This window comes from Sorangium sp. So ce362 (assembly GCF_051519845.1).
In the GTDB taxonomy this organism is placed as follows: Bacteria; Myxococcota_A; Polyangia; order Polyangiales; family Polyangiaceae; genus Sorangium.
Genome location: NZ_CP150332.1, coordinates 5,929,526 through 5,950,225, shown reverse-complemented (window position 1 = coordinate 5,950,225; position 20,700 = coordinate 5,929,526). Strand labels below are relative to the sequence as shown.

16 protein-coding genes are annotated in these 20,700 nt (G+C 73.4%); 6 read left to right on the top strand and 10 right to left on the bottom strand.

What is annotated here, in order from left to right; translation table 11 throughout:
• Positions 1-159: 159 nt before the first annotated feature.
• Positions 160-2,517 (bottom strand): cyclic nucleotide-binding domain-containing protein, encoded by a 2,358-nt coding sequence (locus tag WMF17_RS22695; protein ID WP_437651227.1) that lies wholly within the window; start codon positions 2,515-2,517, stop codon positions 160-162.
• 382 nt (positions 2,518-2,899) lie between these two features.
• Here WMF17_RS22695 and WMF17_RS22690 point away from each other — a divergent pair, with 382 nt between their 5' ends.
• Positions 2,900-3,745, top strand: a complete 846-nt coding sequence (locus tag WMF17_RS22690; protein WP_437651225.1) for a hypothetical protein — start codon at positions 2,900-2,902, stop codon at positions 3,743-3,745.
• A 159-nt stretch (positions 3,746-3,904) separates the two neighbouring features.
• Here WMF17_RS22690 and WMF17_RS22685 read toward each other — a convergent pair whose 3' ends face one another.
• Both WMF17_RS22685 and WMF17_RS22680 read right to left on the bottom strand, forming a co-directional pair.
• Positions 3,905-7,090 carry a serine/threonine protein kinase gene (locus WMF17_RS22685; RefSeq protein WP_437651224.1) on the bottom strand — a complete coding sequence of 1,062 codons (3,186 nt, stop codon included), beginning with the start codon at positions 7,088-7,090 and terminating at the stop codon, positions 3,905-3,907.
• A complete protein-coding gene (locus tag WMF17_RS22680) occupies positions 7,087-8,304 on the bottom strand; it encodes a serine/threonine protein kinase (protein WP_437651222.1) in 1,218 nt (405 codons plus the stop codon). Before WMF17_RS22680 ends, WMF17_RS22685 begins: the two co-directional genes overlap by 4 nt.
• A 99-nt stretch (positions 8,305-8,403) precedes the next feature.
• Here WMF17_RS22680 and WMF17_RS22675 point away from each other — a divergent pair, with 99 nt between their 5' ends.
• From WMF17_RS22675 to WMF17_RS22660, 4 genes are all read left to right on the top strand, one after another.
• Entirely contained in the window at positions 8,404-9,003 is a 600-nt protein-coding gene (locus WMF17_RS22675; RefSeq protein ID WP_437651220.1) for a hypothetical protein, read from the top strand.
• A gap of 93 nt (positions 9,004-9,096) precedes the next feature.
• Positions 9,097-9,330: a hypothetical protein gene (locus WMF17_RS22670; protein WP_437581800.1), complete on the top strand. Its 234-nt coding sequence runs from the start codon at positions 9,097-9,099 to the stop codon at positions 9,328-9,330.
• Between the two features lie 729 nt (positions 9,331-10,059).
• Positions 10,060-10,764, top strand: a complete 705-nt coding sequence (locus WMF17_RS22665) for a DUF2914 domain-containing protein (RefSeq protein WP_437651218.1) — start codon at positions 10,060-10,062, stop codon at positions 10,762-10,764.
• A gap of 18 nt (positions 10,765-10,782) precedes the next feature.
• Complete coding sequence (locus WMF17_RS22660) at positions 10,783-11,583, top strand: hypothetical protein (protein ID WP_437651373.1); 801 nt, start codon at positions 10,783-10,785, stop codon at positions 11,581-11,583.
• 38 nt (positions 11,584-11,621) lie between these two features.
• Here WMF17_RS22660 and WMF17_RS22655 read toward each other — a convergent pair whose 3' ends face one another.
• From WMF17_RS22655 to WMF17_RS22630, 6 genes are all read right to left on the bottom strand, one after another.
• Positions 11,622-12,611, bottom strand: coding sequence for a hypothetical protein (locus tag WMF17_RS22655; protein ID WP_437651216.1), 990 nt, complete (start codon positions 12,609-12,611; stop codon positions 11,622-11,624).
• A gap of 26 nt (positions 12,612-12,637) precedes the next feature.
• Positions 12,638-13,660: a hypothetical protein gene (locus WMF17_RS22650; RefSeq protein ID WP_437651214.1), complete on the bottom strand. Its 1,023-nt coding sequence runs from the start codon at positions 13,658-13,660 to the stop codon at positions 12,638-12,640.
• The gene (locus WMF17_RS22645) at positions 13,657-15,105 is read right to left on the bottom strand and encodes a serine/threonine-protein kinase (protein ID WP_437604162.1); all 1,449 of its coding nucleotides are present in this window, start codon (positions 15,103-15,105) and stop codon (positions 13,657-13,659) included. The genes WMF17_RS22650 and WMF17_RS22645 overlap by 4 nt, the downstream gene beginning before the upstream one ends.
• 168 nt (positions 15,106-15,273) lie before the next feature.
• The gene (locus WMF17_RS22640) at positions 15,274-16,131 is read right to left on the bottom strand and encodes a 1-acyl-sn-glycerol-3-phosphate acyltransferase (protein ID WP_437604161.1); all 858 of its coding nucleotides are present in this window, start codon (positions 16,129-16,131) and stop codon (positions 15,274-15,276) included.
• A 193-nt stretch (positions 16,132-16,324) separates the two neighbouring features.
• Complete coding sequence (locus tag WMF17_RS22635) at positions 16,325-17,191, bottom strand: formylglycine-generating enzyme family protein (protein ID WP_437604160.1); 867 nt, start codon at positions 17,189-17,191, stop codon at positions 16,325-16,327.
• A 337-nt stretch (positions 17,192-17,528) separates the two neighbouring features.
• On the bottom strand, positions 17,529-18,899 hold the full coding sequence (locus tag WMF17_RS22630; RefSeq protein ID WP_437651213.1) for a hypothetical protein: 1,371 nt from the start codon (positions 18,897-18,899) through the stop codon (positions 17,529-17,531).
• 138 nt (positions 18,900-19,037) lie between these two features.
• Between WMF17_RS22630 and WMF17_RS22625 the strand changes: the two genes are divergently transcribed.
• Positions 19,038-19,883 carry an MBL fold metallo-hydrolase gene (locus tag WMF17_RS22625; RefSeq protein WP_437604158.1) on the top strand — a complete coding sequence of 282 codons (846 nt, stop codon included), beginning with the start codon at positions 19,038-19,040 and terminating at the stop codon, positions 19,881-19,883.
• A 49-nt stretch (positions 19,884-19,932) separates the two neighbouring features.
• Here WMF17_RS22625 and WMF17_RS22620 read toward each other — a convergent pair whose 3' ends face one another.
• Positions 19,933-20,643 (bottom strand): DUF192 domain-containing protein, encoded by a 711-nt coding sequence (locus WMF17_RS22620; RefSeq protein ID WP_437651211.1) that lies wholly within the window; start codon positions 20,641-20,643, stop codon positions 19,933-19,935.
• Positions 20,644-20,700: the final 57 nt, after the last annotated feature.

Below are 20,700 nucleotides of genomic sequence, written 5' to 3'. Positions count from 1 at the left end.
CGCGGCGCCGCGCGCAAGGCACAAAGAAATGCCGTGCCTCGCAACGATTGCATAGCGCGTCAGAAACGCTGTCGGCCGACCGCGGCGCGCGTCGCGGGCCGCGCGCCGCGCCCGAGGCCGTGTGGGGCGGCGTGCGCGCGCTCCCGGTCCGCCGCGCGCTCATCGGGGCACGCTCGCCGCCGTGATGGCGTGGAGCACGAGCAGCGCGGCGGCGACGCCGAACGTGATGATGTGCGCCGGCAGCCCGCCGCGGAGCGCGCCGAGGAGCGCGCGCTGCGCCGGGAGCGCGCGCAGCTCCACGGCGATCCGGGTGAGCTCCGCCAGGCCGGCCAGGCGCTCTGCGCCGCGCCCTTCGAGGATGGCGTCGATGCGGGCGCGCAGCGCGCGCTCCTCCTCGCGCAGCCCGCGCCCCGAGGCGAGGAGCGCGAGCGGGCCGAGGGGGCTCTTCAGGTAGGGCACGAGGACCTTCTCGACGATCTTCTTGACCAGATCGCTGCGCCCGCTCACCTCGCGGTAGAAGCGGTCGAGGAGCTCGCGGCGGGCGGCGGCGAAGTCCTCGGGGAGCGCGGCGGTGCGCTCGATCCGGGCGAGGCGCCGGGGCGCGAGCCGGTACGCGAGCGCCGTGAAGGCGCCGGCCGCCGCGGTCGCCCAGAAGGCGAGGTGCAGCGCCGCGCCGAGCGTCGGGCGGCCGGACCGCGGCCACGGCGCGTGCGCCAGCGCGAGGCCGGCCGTGACGAGGCCGATCGCGAGGTGCCCGGCCAGCTGCGGGCGCAGTCGGCTCCTCACGGGCGCGGCGTCGCTGGCCTCCTCGGCCGCGGCGTCGCGCCGCCTGGGCCGCATCCACACCCGCCGTCCCGCGCGCTTCGGGACGGCGTACAAGAGCAGCAGCGCGATCCCCACGGCCGCGGCGGCGCCCGCCCACCACGCGGCGCCCTCGCCCGGTCGCGCCCCGCCGTGGGCGTGCGCCGACAGCCCGGCCGCGCCGAGCCCTGCCGCCGCGATCGCGCTCCCGGCGAGGAGCGCCGCGTCGCCCCGCTGCCCTGCGGAGCGCTCCTGCTCGCGCCGCGCCCCGCCGAGCAGGTCGCGCACGTCGGCGATCTCCTCCGCCGGGTTCACGCGGAAGATCGACCCCGTGGGGCAGGCCTTCACGCACGCGGGGCCGTCGTGCTCGCGGCACAGATCGCACTTGACGGCGAGGTCCGGGAAGCCCGCGCCGCCCGGGCGCGGCGCGGCGGCGGGGCGCGGCGCGATCGCGATGTTCTCCCAGGGGCACGCCTTGGCGCAGGCGCCGCAGCCGGTGCAGAGCGTGTCGCGGATGAACACCTCGCCCCCCGTGTCCTTGCCGATGGCGCCGGTCGGGCACTCGATCATGCAGGCGGGGCTCTCGCAGTGCTGGCAGGAGTTCGGCAGGAGCAGGCTCCGCGGCGCTTCCTCCAGCGCTCTATGCGCGTCGTCGTCCACCTGTGCGCGTATTTTGTCGCCACGGCGGACGAGTCGCGAGACCCCGTGTACGTCGGCGCAGGACCACGCGCAGTGCCCGCAGCGGGCGCACGTATCGAGATCGATGACGAGGAGCGACCGCGCCACCTGGAGGCGATAGAGGTCCCGGAAGAGATGCGCCGTGTTGTTGCGCGCCTGCCCGGCGACGATCGCCTCCTGGGCGGCGTGCTGCTCGCCGGTGATGCGCCGGAGTCGCGGGATCAGATCAGGGTGCCTCCGCGCGAGCGCGGCGAACGTCTTCGACGGTACCGACAGGAGCGCCGCGGCGCCGCTGGCCACGGCGCTCGCCGTCCGGCAGCGACCCTCGTCGAGCTCCACGTCTCCGAAGAAATCGCCCCGGGTGAGGTACGCGCGCACATGAATCCGATTTCCGTCCTCGGTCTGAATTTGCACCATTCCGTCGGCGATGAGCCACAGCTCGGTCGCGGGATCCCCGGCACGATAGATGGCCTGACCGCGCTCGAAGCGACGGTGACTCACCGCGTCAAGGAGAATCTCGATGTCCTCTGGATCGAGATCGCGCGTGAAGGCAAGGGTGCTGAGGAGGTCGCGCGTGGCGCTCCTCCGCAGGCCGCGCTCGAGCTTCTCGGCGACCTCGGCCTTGCCGGAGCGGCCGGCCGCGCGGCGGAACAGGTGGACCGGAATCTCCGCGAGCACGCTGGGCGCGAGCGCGACCGCGGTGGTCCTGCGCGACATCCCCACGACCGCCTCCTCCCCGAGGACATCGCCTACAGCGGCGGCGCGCACCTCGGTATCGCGATCGTCTCCGCGGCGTGTCGCGCGCAGGGCGATGCGCCCGGAAGCGACGACGAAGAACGCATCGCCCGCGTCGCCGGCGCGATAGACGACCTCGTCGGTCGCGGGGGAGCGGAGCCTACCTGCCTCGGCGATCTCGCGCCGGGCGCGCTCGTCGAGGCCTCGCAGCAAGGGGGCGTTGAACACCCCCGGCGGCCAGGCGCCGGGGCGGTCGTGCGCCGCGCCGCGCGCATCGACGTCACTGTGGTCCGATGAGTGCATAAGCAGAAGCAGGGCTCCCGGTCGCCGAGCACAGCCGGAAACGCGGCGCCCGGCGCGCGACTCGCTTCATACCATCGCGCATCAGCTGTCGTAAGGGACGACATGGTCTTACTTCACGTTCGAGCGCTCGCGAGCGCTCGAAGGACTGCAAAAAAAGGATGAGCGCCCCGAAAAAGCCTTGACACCTAAGCCGATCATAGTGAATATCCATCCTGCTAGACTCGGCATCTTCGGCGCCAGGGTTCGTTTGATGGTTCGACATGAAATGACTAGCATCTGTTCCAGAGTGCACATGCAAGGTCATTCAAATCAACGAGGTAGAAGTATGAGCAGGCGCACGACGAGTTTGGCTGTTGCATCCCTGGCTGCCGCGTCTTTCATCATGCTGGGTTCGGCGTCCGCGAGCGCCAAGGACCACGTGGACTGGGCCCTCGATTTCATCGACAGCGCGGAGAGCGCGGGCGAGCAGGACGGCACGGACCACAACCAATTCGCCAGCGGGACCGATAAGTGCTTCATGACCTGGGAGGAGCCGCAGGTCCTGAGCGTCGATGGAGCGACCGTCGAGGTGCCGGCCTGGTCCGGCAGGACCAAGGGCGCGTGCTTCTTCATCATGTCGCTGCAGAAGGCGAAGGGGTACGCGGAGAGCGATATTCGCAGAATCTGGGGCGCGTATGGCCTTACGTCCGATAACCTCTTCGACTGGATCAACATGAGCCCGGCGACCGGCGCGCCCCCGCCATCTCCAGATGACGAGACGTCCTTCCGCCGCGTCAACAGGGCGGTCGACATCCAGAAGGGCGATATCCTCGCCATCGGCGCCACCTCCACCTACGCCGGTCACACGGTCATCATCACGGGCCCGGCCAAGGAGATCTTCCCGCAGATCCAGCCGCGTTACTCGGGTACGAGGCAGTTCGCCGTGCCGATCGTGGACTCGACCTCCTCGTCGCACGGGTGCCTCGCTCCGGCGGCGGACCCGGAGAAGGATTACTCGGACAGCCGGTGGAGCGGACCGTGCACCGGCGGCAATATGAAGGCGGGGGCCGGGACGGCCACCATGCGCGTGTACACCGACGCGACCACGGGCTACTTGCTCGGCTACACGTGGAGCGTCACGTCGTCGACGACGAGCTACTACTCCCCCATGACGCGGCCCTTCCGGATCGGCAGGCTGTTCAAGCTGCCGGACCCGATGTCGACCGAGGATCCCCCGCCCCCTCCCTGATCGCCGGGGATGCTCTTCACGATCACGGCGAGCTGAGCCCTTCAGCTCCCGACCAGCGAAGCCCTTACCCCGCGGGCCGGGGTAGGGGCTCGCCCCTTTTTGTTCGCCCGTTCGCCGAGCGGCCTGCCTCGCCGGTTGCTCCATCGCGGTGATCTCGGCTCAGGGGATCTCGATCTCGGCCCGCGCGAGCTCGACGATCTCGAGGCGCGCGAGCATCGACTCGACGACCAGCGGGCCGGACGGCCTGAGGCCGCGCCGCGCCTGCTCCCGCTCGTACCCGGCGAAGGCGCGGATCAGGAAGGGGGGAAACGCCCGGAAGAGCAGCCTCGCCTCGGCCCGGAACGGGCCGCGAAGGGCGCCGGCCGGGAGCTCGTACGTGTACCGGATCGGCACGCCGGGCGGCACGGAGCGCGTATCGATGATCGCGTCCGGCCCCCTGACGACGCCGCGGCTCGCGTCCAGCGCCCCGACGGGGAAATAGATCTCCAGAAAGGCGTTCGGGCCCGTGAGGTTCGAGCCGCACGCGCCGGTGTCTGGATCGTAGTCGCCGTCCGCGTACCGGTCGGCGTGGTGCAGCCCCTGGCCGGGCCCGGGCCGGCAGCTGCCGTCCGCGGCCACGACACCGATGCAGCGGACGCAGCGTAGAAAGCCGTTCTGGAAGTTGATGAGCCCTCGCCCACGGAACGAGGTGCCGCCGAGCCGCGGAGGTGGGTCCCAGAGCGGGACGTCCGGCCCGTCGCGCACGTCTGCCCCGAACAACCCCCCTTGCACGCCCGCCGGCCCGAACGGGTTGTTCGCGTCTGGGTGGGTGGTCACCCGGGTGAACACCTTGTCTCTCAGGTCCTCCTCTGCGCGGTCGACCCGGCCGACCTCGTAGATCACCCGCCGATCTCGGTCCCTGACCACGAGGTGAACCCAGATCTCGCGCTCCTGGCTGAAGCCGGCCGGCACCTTGTGCCCCGCGCCGGTGTTCTCGATCTCGATCGGGATCTCGAGGCGACCCCCGGCCGCGCCGGCGCGCCGCGCGGCGCCGAGCTCGAAGCGGAACGTGCGGCGGAGCAGCAGATCGCGGCGGCGGCGGGCGCTGGCCGGGATGCCGTGCACATCGAGCGACGGCTCATCGATGAGCGCCTCCGGGAACTCGTCCGACAGCGGCACATCCACGCCAGAGAAGTAGTGGGTCACGACGTCCGCCGGAGCGGTGGAATGATCCGCGATCCGGCCACGCGGCCGCGCCCCCGGCGGGCGCGGGGCGAAGCGCGTGCCGGGCGGGCACCCGGGATCCGGCGCCGCCGCCGGCGCGGCGCCCGCCGGGAGCGCCTCGCAGACGCCCGGGTAGGTGCTCATGTGGCAGTCCTGGCAGCTCGCCGCGGTGCGGCCGGCGCGCTCCTCGGACCTCGCCCACTCCGCCCACTCGGTGTAGGCGTTGCGCAGCCGCTTGAAGTGCTCGCCCCGCGCCGCCGCGAGGCTGTCGCTGCCGAAGAGGCGCACGTCGTGACAGGCCCCGCAGAACTCGCTCGATCGCAGGTACGCCCTGGCGCTCGCCGACGGGCGGCCGTGCACGACGGGGTCGTCGGCGCCCGCCGGCGAGGTCCCGGCGCGCCGGTCGGCGCCCGGGCCGCCGGGGAGCAGCAGCTCCTCGGGGCGGAGGTCGTAGCCGCTGTTCGCGATCCCGAACAGGCCGCGCGCGTCCTCGGGGCGCGCCGCGAAGACGGCGCCGGTCACGAAGGACGTCCACGTCGCGTTGCCCTGGTACCCGGGGCGCCCGCGCGGGCCGACAGGGCCGTGCACCTGATGGCAGAAGCCGCAGGAGATCCCCTCCATGCCGCGGCGGGTGAGCAGGTCGCGCACCGGGAGGCGCGTGCGGGGATCGCCGCCGGGGCGGCCGTCCCACGCGGGCATGGCGACGTCGAGGTTCTCCGCCGGGCTGTGGCAGTTCACGCACCAGTGCTCGCCGCCCGAGCCGGTCACAACGACGCCGCTGCGCCTGTCGCGGCAGGCGCGCGCGGGATCGGCCTTGCGCAGGATGCCCGCGCCGTTCGGGCAGTCGGCGTCGCGCCCGACCTGCTCCTCGATGAGGCTCTCCAGCGCGTTGAAGAGCGGGCTCTTCACCGCGTGCGCCATCACCGAGCGGCGCCACTCCGCGGCCTGGCGGCCGTGGCACGCCGCGCAGTCCTCCGCGGCCGTCTGCGCCTGCGCGAGCGGCACGACCGGCGCCACGGAGACCGCCTGCGGCGCCGCCGGCCCGGGCGCGGCCCGCGAGAGCGCGAGCGCGGCCGACGCGACAAGCGCGCCGGCGCCGAGCGGCGCGAGCCGCCACAGCCGCGCCGCGGCGCCGGCGGGCCCGGGCGGCGGGCGGCGGGCGCGCGGCTCGCCCCGCGGCGCGCGCGGCGCCGCGCCGGCGCTCGCCTCGGCCGCCGCGCCGGCGCGGCGGGACGCCCGGGCGACCTGCGCCGGCCGCGCCGGCGGGTCCCCCTCGAGGAACCCGCTCAGCGCGTCCGCGATCGCCTCGGCGCGCGGCGGCCGCTGCGCAGGGTCTGGATGGAGCAGCCGCAAGACGTGGCCCTGCAGGCCCGCGGGCAGCGACGTCGCGACGCTCTCGACGAACGGCGGAGGCTCGCGGCGAGCGGCCTCGCCGAGCGCGTGCCGCAGGCCTGCGCCCGCGAACGGGTGCTCGCCTGCGAGCAGGCGGTAGAGCACGAGCCCGAGCGCGTACCGGTTCGCGGCGCTGTCCCAGACCGCGCCGTCGGCCTGCGCGGGCGGCGTCCAGAGCGGCGGGATCTCCGAGGACACCCGCGCTCCCTCGGCGCGGGGCGCCGAGCCGCCGCCGCTCACCGGCGCCCCGACGAGCGCGCCGACGAGCGCGCTCGCGGGCAGCGTCACCTGGCCTGCGTCGTCCACGAGGAGCGCGTCGGGCGAGAGCGGCCCGGGGAACAGGCTGGCCCGCTCGCAGGCGGCGAGCGCACGGGCGATCGGGAGGGCGAGCCGGAGCGCCTCCTGGAACGGGAACGGTCCGCGCCGCGCGCGCATCCGATCCGCGAGGGGGGTGCCCGCGAGCCTCCGCACGAGCCAGACGCGCGCGCCGTCCGGGCTCGCGGCGGCGGCCGCGCCCTCGGCCGGCGCGGCGATGCCGCCGTCGATGAAGCCGCCGATCCCTGCGCTGCCGAGCTCCAGGAGGCGCGCCGCGACGGCCTCGCGCTCGGGCCCTGCCGGGCCGCCCCGGTCCGCCTCGCCGAGCCGCCACAGCTCCTCGGCCGCGCCGCAGCGCGAGCGCGTTGCGCAGCCTACGGCCGGGAGGGGCGCGCCTTCCGCGTAGCCCGCCTGCTCCGGCGACGCTCTCCTCATCGCGCCCCCACCGGCGGGGCCGGCGTCGTGGCGCTGGCGGGCGGCTCTGGCGCGCCGCTCGTCGAGCGCATCGCGCAGGTCCCGATGCCCGCGAGCGCCGACAGCGCCACGACGATGGCGATCGCGAGCCCGGCCGGGACGTCGCGCTTCCGGTCGATCTGCTCGACGAGCGCGATCGTGTCGGCGCGGGGCGCGCCCGCTCCGCCGGTGACGCGCGCTGCTCCCGCCGCGCTGGCGCGGTCCTGGTCTCCAGCGCGGTGCGGCGTGCTCAGGCGGTCCTGATCGCCGGCGCGATGCGGCGTGCTCGCGCGATCCCGGCTGCCTGCGCGGTGCGGCGTGCTCGCGCGGTCGTGGCTGCCGGCCGGGCGCTCGCCGCTCGCCGTGCCGCGCGGCGCGATCGCGGCGGTCTGGAACGGCTCCAGCCGATCCACGACGTCCTGCGCGAGGTACGGTCGGTCCTCGGGCGCCTTCTCGAGCAGCTGGAAGAGCAGCTGCTCGATGCCGCGGGGAAGCCCGTTCCGCACGTCGTCACCGAGCGGCGGGGGCTCTGCCGTGCACTGCAGGTTGAGCAGCTCCCGCGGCGAGGCCGACTGGAACGGCGGGAGCCCGGAGAGCGCCTCGTACAGGATGAGCCCGAGGCAGTAGAGATCCGACCGGTGATCGATGGAGCGCGCGTCGATCTGCTCCGGGCTCATGTACTGCAGGGTCCCGACGCTCTGCGTGTTTGTCTGGTTCATCGCCTCGACGACCTTGGCGATGCCGAAATCCATCACCTTCACGCTGCCGTCCTTCTGCACCATGATGTTCTCGGGCTTGAGATCGCGGTGGATCACGGGCGGCTTCTGTCCGTGGGCCGCAGCGAGGGCGCTGGCCACGCTGGCCGTGATCCGCACCGCTTCCGGCCAGGGGAGGCGGCCGGCGGCGCCGAGGACGGAGCGCAGCGTCTGGCCGTCCAGGTACTCGAGCACCATCACGAGCTCGCCGGAGGCCTCGATGCTGGCGAGGCTCCGGACGATGTTCGGGTGCTCGAGGTGCGCGAGGATCTGCATCTCGTTCAGGAAGAGCCGCCGCCCCTGCTCGCTCCGGGCGAGCTCCGGGCGGAGCACCTTCAGCGCGACGCGCCGGCGCGACAGGCGCTCTTCGCCCTCGTACACCTTGCCCATCCCCCCCTCGCCGACGAGGCGTCGAACGAGGTACTCGCCGATCTGGTCCATGCGCGCCGTCTCCTCTCCCTGGCCGGGGCGTCTCTTCTACGTGCGAGCGGTGCCAATGGCTTACACCCGATTTCGTATCCGGTGGTAGAACCGGCCTCCATGCACACACGTCGGGCGTCGCTCGCCCGAGCCGCGATCCTGGCGCTCGCGGTCTCGGCCTGCTCGCGGGCCGCGGCGGAGCCGGAGCCGGAGCCGCCGCCGGCCGTCTCCGGCGCGCCGGCCGTCGCGCCGCTCGCGTGGGACGTCCCGGGGAGCTGGGCGGCGCTCGAGGCGCCGCGCGCCGGCCCGCGCAAGGCCCTCTACAAGGTGCGGAGGGCGGCGGACGACAAGGACGACGTCGAGGTGCAGGTCCTCTCGTTCGGCATGGGGAGCCAAGGGGACGTCGAGGCGAATTTCAGGGAGTGGTTCGCGCAGTTCGACGGCGACGTCGGTGCGAAGGCGAGGCGCGATTCGTTCGAGGTTCGCGGCATGCGGGTCGAGCTGGTCGAGGTGGCCGGCACCTACAAGATCCCGCTCGGGCCTCAGGCGGGCGCCCGCAGGCGCGCGCCCGTGGAGATGGTGAAGGACGGCTACCGGCTCGTCGGCGCAGCGGTGAGGACGCCCGATCGCGGCAACTGGTTCTTCAGGATGGTCGGCCCGGACGAGACGGTGCAGTCGGCGCGCTCCGCGTTCCGGAGCCTGCTCGAGTCGCTGCGGTAGGCGGATGCGGCGGTCGCGCGGCTGCGCGCGTCCCCGTGTGCCGGGGCGCGCGGCGCTCGCGGGGCGCGCGGCGCGCGTGATACGTTGCGCGCCATGGATGACCGAAAGCGCGATGTCCGCTCGCCGGCCGAGATCTTCCGCGTCGAGGCGGAGGCCGAGGCGGAGCAGAACCGGCTTTGCGATGAGAGCAAGCACCAGCTCGCCAACCGCTGTCCGGAGTGCGGCAGCCTGGGCAGCATGGAGCTGGTCGACGGGCTCATGCGCTGTATCGACTGCGACGAGGTGGTGGCCGCAACCCGCCAGCTGTCCGGCTTCGGCCGCCGCTGAAGCACCTGTGCCCTTGCGCCACGGCCAATAAGCGCCAAGGTGCCAACGTAGAAGCTGTGCCGGACAGAAATCCTCGGGCGAGTTTCTTTCCTGATGATTTTCGCTCGAAGCCGTGACTATTCTGCGACTCTCGGCGCTCTCGCGCCCCGGTCAGTTTTTCGCCCCAGACGCGGTGCACGGAAGTACAGGCTGGCCAGCCAGCCGGGGCGTGAACAGCCAGACTGAAGTGTCGAAGGAGTTGGAGATGAAGCAGATCGCAGCGGAAAGCTCGGACCACTCGCCACGGGAGACAAGCCAGGGATCCCGGGCGACGACGGCACGAGGCGCGAGCGGAGGCCTGCTCATCCTGATGATCGAAGACAGCGCGATCGCGAGCTTTGGTCCCACACAAGAGAGTGAGTTGGCCAACGGTAGGCGCTGGCCCCGTCCGAAGCGCTGACGCTCGGCGCCCGGAGCGCCTTCCGTTCCAGCGGTCCCGGGGGAGCGCACACAACCGCACTGTAGCGCGGTGCGTTATCTCATCCCTGAGGGGGGCCTCTTTCCCTGTGTAGCTGGTTTCGTTTTGCCGGCGCTTCGCGCCGAACCCAGCATCCGTTCAGCACCCGCGGCGCTTCGTGAGCCCAGCGCAGGCGGCGGGCCCTCCGGCGGCTGGGTTGCCGTTTTTTCGCCCGCTCCGCTGAATCGTGGCACCTCGTCGGTGTGAACACCCGGGGAACGACGCGGAAAACCATGGTCCTGGCGCTCGCCGTCGCCGCCTTCGGCGGGGCGGCGCTCGGTTGCAGCGATCCGAGCGAGGTGATCGCGCGGATCGCCCGGGAAGAGGCTCCCGCGCTGAGCCGCGCGGCCCAGGGGCGGCCGGGCGGCGGGGCCGAGGGGCAAGCGAGCGCAGCGGCGCAGGACGGCGAGGGGCGGTCGGCCGACGGCGCTGCCGTGGAGGAAGGCCGGAGCGACGCAGATCGCCTCGGCGCAGCGCGCGCGGCCCGTGGCCCGGCGCGGGAGCGGCGCCGCAGGTCGGGGTCGGCCCTCGAGGCGCGCGCCGCGGAGGGCGCCGGGCGCCCGGCGCAAGGCGGCGGTGCTGACGAGGGCGCTCCCGCGGCGCCCGAGCTCCAGGTGACGCGGCTCGTCGTCTCGAAGGGCATCTCCGGCCGCGAGCCGGTCGAGCCGGCGACCTCGTTCGCGAGCGCGGAGATCGACCGCATCTACGCCTTCGTCGAGCTCTCGAACAAGGACCTGGCCGCCTCCGAGATCCGCGTCGTCTTCACGCCGCCCGACGGGAGCGCACCGCTGCGCATCCCCCTGGCGGTCGGCGCGCAGCGGCGCTTCCGCACCTGGGCGGCCACGCGGAAGGCGCGCGCGGCGGGGCTCTGGTCGGTGACGGTCAGCGACGCGGCGGGCAAGGAGCTCGCGCGCGCCTCGTTCACGATCACGACGTAGGAGGCGCCCGTGGCTCGCATGTTGCGCTCGCACCCCGCCTTGCTCCGGCGCGCCCGTCGCGCTGCCGTCCTCGTCCTCGCGCTCGCCGCGGGAGGCTGCGTCTCCCGCGTCGCCCGGGAGCCCGACGCCGCCGGGCCGCGGCGCTCGCTCGCGCTCGCCTGCGCTCTCGGCGAGCAGGTGGAGCTCGATTTCTGGGTGCCCGATGGACCCGCGGCCAGGGTGCTGTCGCTGCAGGTCCCGGAGGGCACCGAGGACGATCCCTCCGACGTCGAGCCGGCCGACGCCGATCCGTCCGCGCTCGTCCGGTCGCGGGGCGCGACGTCGGCGGAGGCCGACGAGGAGCGCCGCTACGTGGTCCTGCCCGGCGTCGATCTGGCGCCCGCCGTGGAGCAGAAGGTCGCGGAGATCGCCTCCGCCTATCATCGGCGGACCGGAAAGGAGCTCGTGGTCACGAGCGGCACGCGAGATCCCGCGCGGCAGGCCGAGGCGATGCACGATCTCTTCCGGCACGGCGCCGATGTCCTCGGCCTCTACAAGGACAAGACGGCGGCGCGCGAGATCAAGGGCGCCTACGAGGAGGAGCTCTCGGACGAGCAGCCCTCCGAGGCCGTGATCGCGGCCCTCGAGCGGGTGATCCGCGCCCAGGTCGACCGCGGCGTGTTCATCTCGGCGCACCTCAGGGAGGGCGCGGTCGACATCCGGAACCGGGACATGACGCCGGCCGAGAAGCGCGCGTTTCTCGATGGGGTGGACGAGGTCGGGGGCGTGTTCGCGCTCGAGGAGTCGCGGCCGCCCCACTACCATCTGCAGATCGATTGATCCCGGGACACCGAGCGGCCCGCGCGCGGCGGCCGCGATCACTCGTCGTTGAACCTGACGATGTCTCCGGAGTCGGTGTTCGTCCAGTAGACGCCTGTCCCGTCCGCGGCGATGCCCGTCGGGCCCCTCTGACCCGTCGCGATGATCTCCGCATCGGCGGCGTTGTCCTTGCGAATCCGGTAGACGCTCCCCGCCGCCCTGACGGTGACGTAGAGATGGTCCCCGTGCGCGGCGATCCCGGTGGGAGGGCTCGACAGGTCGTCGAGGAGGCGCACCGGGGCGTCGCCGTCCGATGGGCTCCGCGGATACCGCAACACGTTGGTCTGGATGAGCCAGTAGAGGTTGGCTTCATCCAGCACGAGCAGGCCCGGCTCCGCGGGGCCCGTGAAGAGCAGCTCCGCGTCGGCGCCGTCGCTCGTGTTGTTGACCCAGAGCGTGTTGTCGGCGCGATTGGTCCAGTAAACGACGGCGCCGTCGGTCGCGACCCCGACGGGCGCGCCGCCCGCCGTCAGATCCTTCCGGGTGCCGCCACCCTTGGGGATCCAGCTGATGCGGTGGCCGCTGGGGCGAGCGCCGTAGATGTTGTCGGCGCTGAGCGCGATCTCCGTCACGTCGCCGCAGGCGCCCCACACAAACTCCCCACCAGCCGCCGGAAACTGCGCTGTCTTCGGCAGCTTCCACAGCTTGTCCGGCTCCCCCTTGCCGCCCTCGCATTCGCCGGTGAACGCCTGGTCGGTGCTCGACCAGTAGATGTGCGTCGTGTCCAGGGCAATGACCCCGGGCGCCTCGCTGGAAGGCGCGAGCAGGTCGACGACCTCCCGGTCATCCTTGATCTGCTTCCGGAGCGCGCCGCCCTGGCTCCGGTCGTCGCTCGCGTTGGTCCAGTAGATCGCCTCCTCGTCGAGCGCGATGCCCTGAGGCGCCGCCTGGCTGCTGGCGATCACGATCAGCGGGGTCACCTCGCGATCCTCGATCCCCGCGATCTCCGCGCACCCCTGGAGGCCCGGCGCGAGCGCGAGCGCGAGCATGACGGCAGAGCTCCTCGACCTTCGCATCACCACTGGCCTCCGAGCGTCACGCGCCCCCCATCCGATGCGACGCTCGGCGAGAGCCAGACGCGCTCGCTCGCGACGGGCTTCTCAGGCGAACGCGACATCAGCACCATCGCGACGCCGGCGCCGAGGCACACAAGACCAGCGCCGGCCGCGATGTTCGACACCATCGCGGTCGACCGGGCGCTCTCGTTCGCCTCGACGTCCGCGCGGCTGCAGCGGAAGTTGCCGCTGCAGCCCACCTCGACGTCCCCGGCTTCCTGGAACGCCATGATCCCGAACACCGCGCCCACGCCGATCCCGGCGAGCCCGACGCCGCCGGCGACGAAGCCGAGCGTGCGCAGAGGGCTGCCGGCCGCCCCGGGCTTCGCAGCCTCCGGCCGGACGACCGGCGCCGGCAGGGCAGGGGGCGCGGCCTTCGCCTGAGCGGCGACGTCCGCGAGCGGCGGGATGATCACCCGCGGCGTGCTGGGACCGGGATCGAGCGTCACCTGTTGCGACCACGGCTGCTTGCCCGGCGCCCTGGCCTCGATCATCGCCGTGCCCGGATCCACGGGGATGCCCGTGCCGATGGCCGCGGCGGCGCTCAGCTCTTTGCCGTTCAGCGTGATCGCCATCCCCGGCGCCGCCTGCGCGACCTCCAGGACGAGGCGCGTCAGCCGGGCTTCCAGGTCGGACGCGCGCTTGGCCGCGAACTGGGAGCGATCCTGCTGCCCGGCGCTCGCCGCGAGCGCGGACGCCTCCTTGAACTCGGCCCACGCGCTGGCCGTCTTGCCCTCTTTCTCGTGGCAGACCGCCAGGTTCAGCAGCGTCCCGACCGTGGGATCCACGCGCTGGCTCTCGGCGAACTTGGGGCACGCCTCCTGGAGCCTGTCCTCGTCCATGAGCTTCTTCCCGTCCTGGAACAACCCCTCGGCGAGCGCCTTGTCCGCCGCCGTCGGCTGGGCCCAGAGCGACGAGGTCAGGCTCATCCCGGAGAGCAGCGCGAGCCATGCGCCCGCGTGTCGTGCTCGAAACGATCTCAATGGCGGCTCCTCAGCATATCGTCCTCGCTGGTCGACCGCGGTGGTCGCGGCAGGGTGCCTGGCTTGATCGGCGCGCCGGAGGCGGTCGCCACCGGGCGCGCGCCGGTCGCTGCGCCGCTCGCGGAGGCCGCGACCGACGGCGCCGCGCTCGCCGCGGCGGTCGTGGCGCCGGGCTCCGCGGCCGGCGCGCTCGGCGCGCTCGGCGCTGCAGCCGGCGCGCCGGAGTTGAGCGCCGCGGCGGGCGAGCCGGGGCCGAGCGCGCCGCTGCCGGGGCGCTCGGGCTCGCCCGCCGCGGCGGCGCTCGGCGCCTGCGGCGCCACGCGCGCGCTCCCGAGCAGCCACACGCCCGCGCCGGCCACGCAGGCGAGCAGCGCGCCCACGCCGGCGGCCACGAGCAGCTTGCGCCGCGATCGGCGGCGGAAGCCCGTGTGCGTCCACGAGGCACCGGATAGCCGGTCGCTGTCCTCGGCCGCCCTCGAGTTGAGCAGCGACTGTCCAGCCGGCGACGCCGCGCCGATCGCGCTCTGGATGCGCGAGGTCGAGAGCTTCGCGAAGCTCGACCCGAGCGGATCGAGCGCCTGCGCCAGCTTGCCGACGTTGGCGTAGCGAGCGCTCACGTCGCGCTCGAGGCAGCGCGCGACGATCCGCTCCAGCATGGCGGGCGCGTCGCTGCGCTTGTCGCGCAGCCGCGGCACCGGCTGGTGCAGGATGTTCGCCATCACCGCGGCGACCGTCTCGCCCTGGAACGGCGGCTCGCCCGTCACCAGCGTGTAGAGGAGCACACCGAACGACCACACGTCGGCGCGCCCGTCGACGGTCCTCGGGGCCATCATCTGTTCGGGCGACATGTACCCGGGCGAGCCCATCACCTGCTTCGTCGACGTGAGCCCCGGCTCCGCGGGCGAGTCGAGCCCTTGTCCCTTCGAGATGCCGAAATCGAGGACCTTGATGTGCCGTGTCCCGTCCGTGTGCTCGGCGAGGAACAGATTCGATGGCTTGATGTCCCGGTGCACGACGCCGGCCGCGTGCGCCTCGGCCACCGCCTCCAGCGCCTGCAATACGTAGTCGACAGCGTCCTGGATGGGCAGCGGGCCGTGGGCCTCGATGACCTGCTGGAGATCGAGGCCGCTCAGGAACTCCATCACCATGAAGGGCACGCCGCTCTCCGTGGTGCCGACGTCGAACACGCGCGCGACGTGCTCGCCTTGCAGGCGGGCCGCCGTGCGCGCCTCCCGCAGGAAGCGCGCGACGGCCTCCTGGTTCGTGAGCGCGTCCTGGCGCAGGATCTTGATGGCGACCTGCTGGTCGAGATCCTCGTTGCGCGCCGCGAGCACGACGCCCATTCCGCCGATGGCCACGACCCGCTCGACGCGGTATTTGGCCGCGATGAGCTCTCCGGGCTGGGCCAGCGGTGCGAGGAGCTGCGCGGTGCGGTCGGGGGTCACGGCTGGCGCTCAAGCGTACATGAACGGACTCGGTTTTCCGAGAGCCGCGCGAGCCCGAGCCCCCTTTGTCACGCGCCGGCAGGTTTCGGCGCGGCAGGAGCGCTGCCCGCCGGCGTCATGGGCGCTCTCGGGGCGCGATCGCGCTGCCATCCTTCTGCGGTTGACCTGTCAACCGCGCGGGAAGAGGCCGTGCCTGCCGGCCGTCCGGAGCTCGTCCAGACCGGCCTGCATCCGCGCGACGATCTGCGCGAACGCGCGCTCCACCTCGTCCGGGTCGTTCGCGGCCTCTCTCGGGAGGCCGAGGTGCAGCGGGCGGAGCACGCGTGTGTGAATCTTCACCGGCAGGGGCACATGGGGGATCGGGATGCCGACGATGAGCCCCCACGGCAGCGCGAGGCCGAGCGGCGCGACGTTCGAGCGCGCGAGCTGGGGGAGGCGGAGCCACTCGGCCACCCTGCGGCCATCCGTGGCGATGTAGAGCGATTGGTGCGCGCCCACGCTCACGATCGGCACGATCGGCACGCCCTCGCGGATGGCGAGCCGGACGAAGCCGCGGCGCCGGCCGAAGCGGATCGTGTACTGCGCTGACGTGGGCTTGCAGGCGTCGAGATCGCCGCCGGGGAAGACCAGCACCGCCGCGCCCCGGGCGAGCGCCCGCCGCGCGTTCTCCGGGCTCGCGGCGATGGCCCCGCAGGCATTGAGCCAGGCGCCGGCCTTCGGGACGTTGAACGGGAGGTCGTGCATCAGCCCGTAGGACAGGCGCGAGGGCCCATAAAGGCGCCAGAACGCCGTCATGTGGCAGTACATATCCGGCATTCCCGTCATCGCGTTGTGGTTGCTGACGGCGAGGAAGGGGCCGTCGGGCAGCTCCTCTTCGAGCTCGGTCTCGCAGCGGAAGTAGTCGTCGTAGAGGAAGCCGAGCAGCGGGAGCACGCGCGCGATGAACGCCGGGTCGCGCGCGTCGAGGTCGTCCGGGCGCGCGCGCTCGCGGCCCTTGGCCGAGAACGCGGCGATTGCGTCCCTCACGAGGTCGAGGCTGGGGCGGGGCTCTTTTGACAGGATCAGCACCGTGTCCCGGTGCCCTAGCCTGCGGCGCGACCGAGGGGAAGCGGTTCGTCCAGGGCGCCTGCCGCCGGGCTACCGGCGCGCCGTCGCTGCCCGCGCCGGTCCCCCGCGGCGCGCCGCCGCGGCGCGGGCCGGAGCGGCGCCGCCGGGCCGGTCACTGGGCGTCGCGGCAGCACCGGAAGCTGGTCTCGTAGAAGCGGAACCCGTCCGCGTGCGCCGGGTTCGTGGAGCTGCACCGCGGCTTCGCGCCGCCGAAGCAGCCGGACCAGTAACAGCCCTTGAGGACATGAGGGTGCTCGTTGACGTGGTATCGGGTGCGCACCACCCACTCCTCGACGTTCCCTGTCATGTCGTAGACGCCGAACGCGCTCACGCATCCAGGCCGCGAGCCGCTCGGCGCGGCCTGGTAGAGCGCCTGGACCTCGGCGAGCGCCTCGTCGGAAGGCCAGGTGTTGAGCGCCCGCTCGTCCGGCGCAATCCACGTCTTGTTGTCGTTGCAGCGCTCGGCTTCGTGGGTGTTCCCGTACGGATAGACGAACGCCTCGGGGCCCTGGCATGCCGTGTCCCACTCGTCCTCGGTGCAGAGCCGCTTGCCGCGCTCCTCGCACCAGGCGTGCGCCGAGACCGCGCTCTCCATCACGAGCGGCAGCGCGCCTTCGATGTTCGGCGCCTCGAAGCGATCGATGCAGTATCCCTCGACCTCCACCATGTCGGGCGGGCACGGCCCCTCGGGCAGCGTGTCGAGCGGTAAGTCCTGTTCGTCGATTCCGCCGCTGCCTCCCCCCGCGCCGCCATATCCGGCGCCGCCTTCTCCCGCGCCGCCCTCCACCGCGCCGCCGCCTCCTCCAGCGCCACCGCTGCCGGCGAGGGTCATGGAGGTCGACGACGACGTCGCTGCTGCCCCCCCGCCGCCCGAGGCGTCGTCCTTGTCGGAGCCGAGGCCGCCGGTGCAGGAAGCGCTGAAGAGGGATACGAGCCCGAGAAGCGAGGCGATCCGAACGGCGAGAGCTCCAGGGCGCATTGCGGGCTCCTCATCGACGAGGGTGGCAGAGCGGCGCTCTCTCGTCGAGCGCGCGCGCGGCTCTCCGCCGTGATCCGTTGCGTCGAATCGTCCTCGATACCGACCTTCGCCCTCCGCCTTCCTCGTTCGTGGACCCTCGCTGTGCTGGGACGGACCCGCCCGCCGGGGGCGGCTCCGCCCGAGCGCGGCGCTCAGACGAGAAGAAGACAAACCGCCAAGCATACCAGAGGTCCCGAGTTGAAAATTTCCTCCCCTGGCGTCCTTGGCGCCTTGGCGGTTTTCTTCTTCTTGCTTCCTGTTCGCCGTACCGCCGTGCCAGACGCCGCAGAGCACCGCGCTAGAGGCGGACCTTGCAGCGGAGGATCGCGCTCGGGGTGACGCGCGCGGCGGTCAACCGGCTCGCGCGCGCGTCGACGCGAACCTGGACCGCCACCGACCCCGCAAGCGCGCGGCTCGCCAGGTCGCGCGCGAGCAGACCCACGGCGCCGGTCAGGTGCGACATCGCGGCAGAGCCGGCCAGCAGAGAGCACGGAATGGATCCAGACAGATCCATCCCGATCGCGGCGTCCGTGCCTTCGCGCTGGATCGTCCCCGTGCCTTTGAGCTTCAGCGCCCCGGCGGCGACCTCCACCGCGCTCAGCGCGATGCGCCGGCGGTCGCCCGAGATGTGTGCGTCCGCCTTGAGGGTGGTGGTGTCGCCGAAGAGGAGCCCGTCGAGCTCCCTGGGGTGGGGCAAGGTGAAGCCCTTCACCGTGAGCGCGATCGGGCCCTCGAGCGGCGCCTCGGACAGGGCCGTCCGATCCGCCCCGGCCGCGAGCCGCAGCTCGAACGTGCCGGAGACGACCATCGTCGAGGCGCCGACGTCCACGCCAAGCAGCGCGCCCAGGGCGGAGAGCGGCGTCGGCGCGAGCTCGATCGAGGCGCTCGGCGAGGGCAGCGGCCGGAGCTCGGCCCGGAGCGGCGCGGAGGGGACGTCCTCGCCGCCGAAGCCCAGGGAGATGGCCGTCGCGCCGATCGACCAGGCGATATCGGTGCGCGCCACCTCGTTGCCGGCGACCAGCACGCGCGCCTGCTTCAGGACGCCGACCTCCGGTCGCGGCGCGCCCGGCGGCGGCGCTGCGGCGCCCTGGACCGAGCCGGCCGCGCGCCGCACGAGGGAGGCATCCGTCAGCGCGAGCACCTCCGGTCCTCCCTCGCGATCCCGTAGACCGAGGCGGACGCGGCCCGTGGTGAGCCGCAGCGCCGACGCGCGCGGGCCGTGCTGCGCGACCCAGGCTGGCAGGCCCTCCAGGGCGTCGACCCCCACGAGCGTGAGCTCGACCCCGTCCGCCGTGATCCCCGTGGGCGAGAGCCCGCGCAGCGCGATCGTGGTGCGCGCCACCGTGCCCGAGAGGCCGCGCACCCCGAGCAGCGAGAAGCGCGCGTCGCGCAGGCGGACCGCGTCGAGGCCGACGTCGACCGCGCCCGGATCCAGCGCGACGCCGCGCGCGCGGGCCTCGGCGACGACATGCCGGCGGAGCGCGGGCGGACCGAGCACGAGGAGCGCGGCGACGGCCGCCGCGACGAGGGCGACGACGACGAGCGCCGCGATCAGGGCGCGGCGGCGCCGCTTGCCGCGCGGCGCACCGCAGCTGTCGCCGGGGGCACCCGGCGCGGCGAGCGGCGCCGCCGCGTCGGGGTCAGGGGAGGGGCGAGAGGAGGGCAGCACGACGTGGAATTGCTGTAGCGTCGTTCCAGCGCGCTCGCGAGCGCTTCGCGCGGCTCCAGCGCGCTTGCAGCCGGGCCCTCGGCTGCGCTACGGGTCACAGGAGCCGCCCGTCGTCGGTCCCGTTCCGCGGAGCCCGGTATGAAGATCACCATCATCGCGAGCGGGAGCGGAGGCAACGCCACGCTGTTCGCCTCCCGGGGCACGCGGGTCCTCGTGGACGCGGGCGTCGGGCCCCGGGTGCTCGAGCAGTGCCTCTCGGCGGCGGGCGCGGGCGGCGCGCTCGGCTGGGCGCCCGACGCGATCGTGATCACGCACGCGCACGCCGACCACGTCGGCGTGGCCGCCAAATACAACAAGAAGCACAAGATCCCGATCTACGCCTCGGAGGCGACCGCGCGCGCCGCGGAGCTCGGCGACCCGGCGCGCGTCCGGAGCTTCTCGCCGCGCGAGCCGTTCGCGATCGGCGCGCTCACCTTCTCACCGAGGCCGCTGCCGCACGACGCGGCGCAGGTCGCGCTCGTCGTCGACGACGGCGCGCGGCGGGCCGCGCTCGTGACCGATCTCGGGGAGGTCCCGCCGGGGCTTCTGGAGCACGTCGCCGGCTGCGATGTGCTGATGCTCGAGTCGAACTACGACGCCGACCTGCTCGAGGCCGGCCCCTACCCGCAGCACCTCAAGCGCAGGATCCGCTCGGCGCGGGGTCACCTGGCGAACGCGCAGGCGTGCGCGCTGCTCGCGGCGCTGCCCGGCGGCACGCACACGGTCGCGCTGATGCACCTCTCCGAGGTCAACAACCGCCCGGAGCTCGCGCTCGACGCCGCCCGCGACGCGCTCCTCGGCAGGCGCACGCGCCTCATCGCCGCGCCGCCGCGAGGGCCGCTCGTCCTCGACACGGCGCCGCCGGCCCCGCCGCCCGGCGCGGCGCGCTCGGCGCTCGGCCCGCCGGCTCCCCCGCGCCAGCTCGGCCTGTTTCCGGGGATGTAGCTCGGCGCGCCGGGCGGGCGACGTCGCCAGGCCCTGCGCCGGGCGCGCGTCAGATCCCCTCGAGCCGGACCTTCTGGCCCGCGACGACGCCGTTACGCCGCGCCCAGCCGGCGTTCAGCTCGAGGACGTACGTCGAGGGACAGGCGACGTCGAAGTTCGAGTCATTGAGCGTCGGGGTGTTCTCCTCGATACCGACGATCGTTCCATCGCTGTCGATGAACAGCATGTCGAGCGGGATGCAGGTGTTGTGCATCCAGAACGAGTGATTTCTCCGCTGCTGGAAGACGAAGAGCATCCCGCGGTTCTCCGCCATGCTCTTTCTGTACATGAGCCCGCGGGCGCGCTCTTGCTCCTTCCGCGCGATCTCGACGAGCACGTCGGGAGCCCTGGCCTCGAGGAACGTCACCTTGCCGGTCGCGAGCTGGAACGGGCCGGTCGGGTCGTCGGGGCACGCCGGATCCGGGCCGGCCTTCGGGGGCGGTCGCGCCGGCGTTGGTGGGGTCGCGTCGATGCAGCGGCCGGCGCCCGGCGCCTCGGCCACGGCGGGCGGCGTCCCGGTCGGGGGCGGCGCGACGTCGTGGGCGGGGACGTCGACCGCGTCGCTGCGGGGCGTGGCCGGGAGCGGCTCGTCGACGCGGCGCTCGCACGCGCCGAGGGCGACCGCGAGCAGCAGCGCGCCCAGGGCGGGGGCGAGCGGGGCGAGCGAGGCGAGCGAGGCGAGCGAGAACGGACGGGTCGCGAGGGCGCAGCGCGAGCTCATGGCGCTTCCTACCACGGCGCCGCTCGTCCTTGACCGCTGGACCACGACGAGCGAAAT

Bases quoted from the DNA above. Each gene is read 5' to 3' on its own strand.
- WMF17_RS22695 (WP_437651227.1), bottom strand. From the start codon at position 2,517: ATGCACTCATCGGACCACAGTGACGTCGATGCGCGCGGCGCGGCGCAC.
- WMF17_RS22690 (WP_437651225.1), top strand. From the start codon at position 2,900: ATGCTGGGTTCGGCGTCCGCGAGCGCCAAGGACCACGTGGACTGGGCC.
- WMF17_RS22685 (WP_437651224.1), bottom strand. From the start codon at position 7,090: ATGAGGAGAGCGTCGCCGGAGCAGGCGGGCTACGCGGAAGGCGCGCCC.
- WMF17_RS22680 (WP_437651222.1), bottom strand. From the start codon at position 8,304: ATGGACCAGATCGGCGAGTACCTCGTTCGACGCCTCGTCGGCGAGGGG.
- WMF17_RS22675 (WP_437651220.1), top strand. From the start codon at position 8,404: ATGCACACACGTCGGGCGTCGCTCGCCCGAGCCGCGATCCTGGCGCTC.
- WMF17_RS22670 (WP_437581800.1), top strand. From the start codon at position 9,097: ATGGATGACCGAAAGCGCGATGTCCGCTCGCCGGCCGAGATCTTCCGC.
- WMF17_RS22665 (WP_437651218.1), top strand. From the start codon at position 10,060: ATGGTCCTGGCGCTCGCCGTCGCCGCCTTCGGCGGGGCGGCGCTCGGT.
- WMF17_RS22660 (WP_437651373.1), top strand. From the start codon at position 10,783: ATGTTGCGCTCGCACCCCGCCTTGCTCCGGCGCGCCCGTCGCGCTGCC.
- WMF17_RS22655 (WP_437651216.1), bottom strand. From the start codon at position 12,611: ATGCTCGCGCTCGCGCTCGCGCCGGGCCTCCAGGGGTGCGCGGAGATC.
- WMF17_RS22635 (WP_437604160.1), bottom strand. From the start codon at position 17,191: ATGCGCCCTGGAGCTCTCGCCGTTCGGATCGCCTCGCTTCTCGGGCTC.
- WMF17_RS22625 (WP_437604158.1), top strand. From the start codon at position 19,038: ATGAAGATCACCATCATCGCGAGCGGGAGCGGAGGCAACGCCACGCTG.
- WMF17_RS22620 (WP_437651211.1), bottom strand. From the start codon at position 20,643: ATGAGCTCGCGCTGCGCCCTCGCGACCCGTCCGTTCTCGCTCGCCTCG.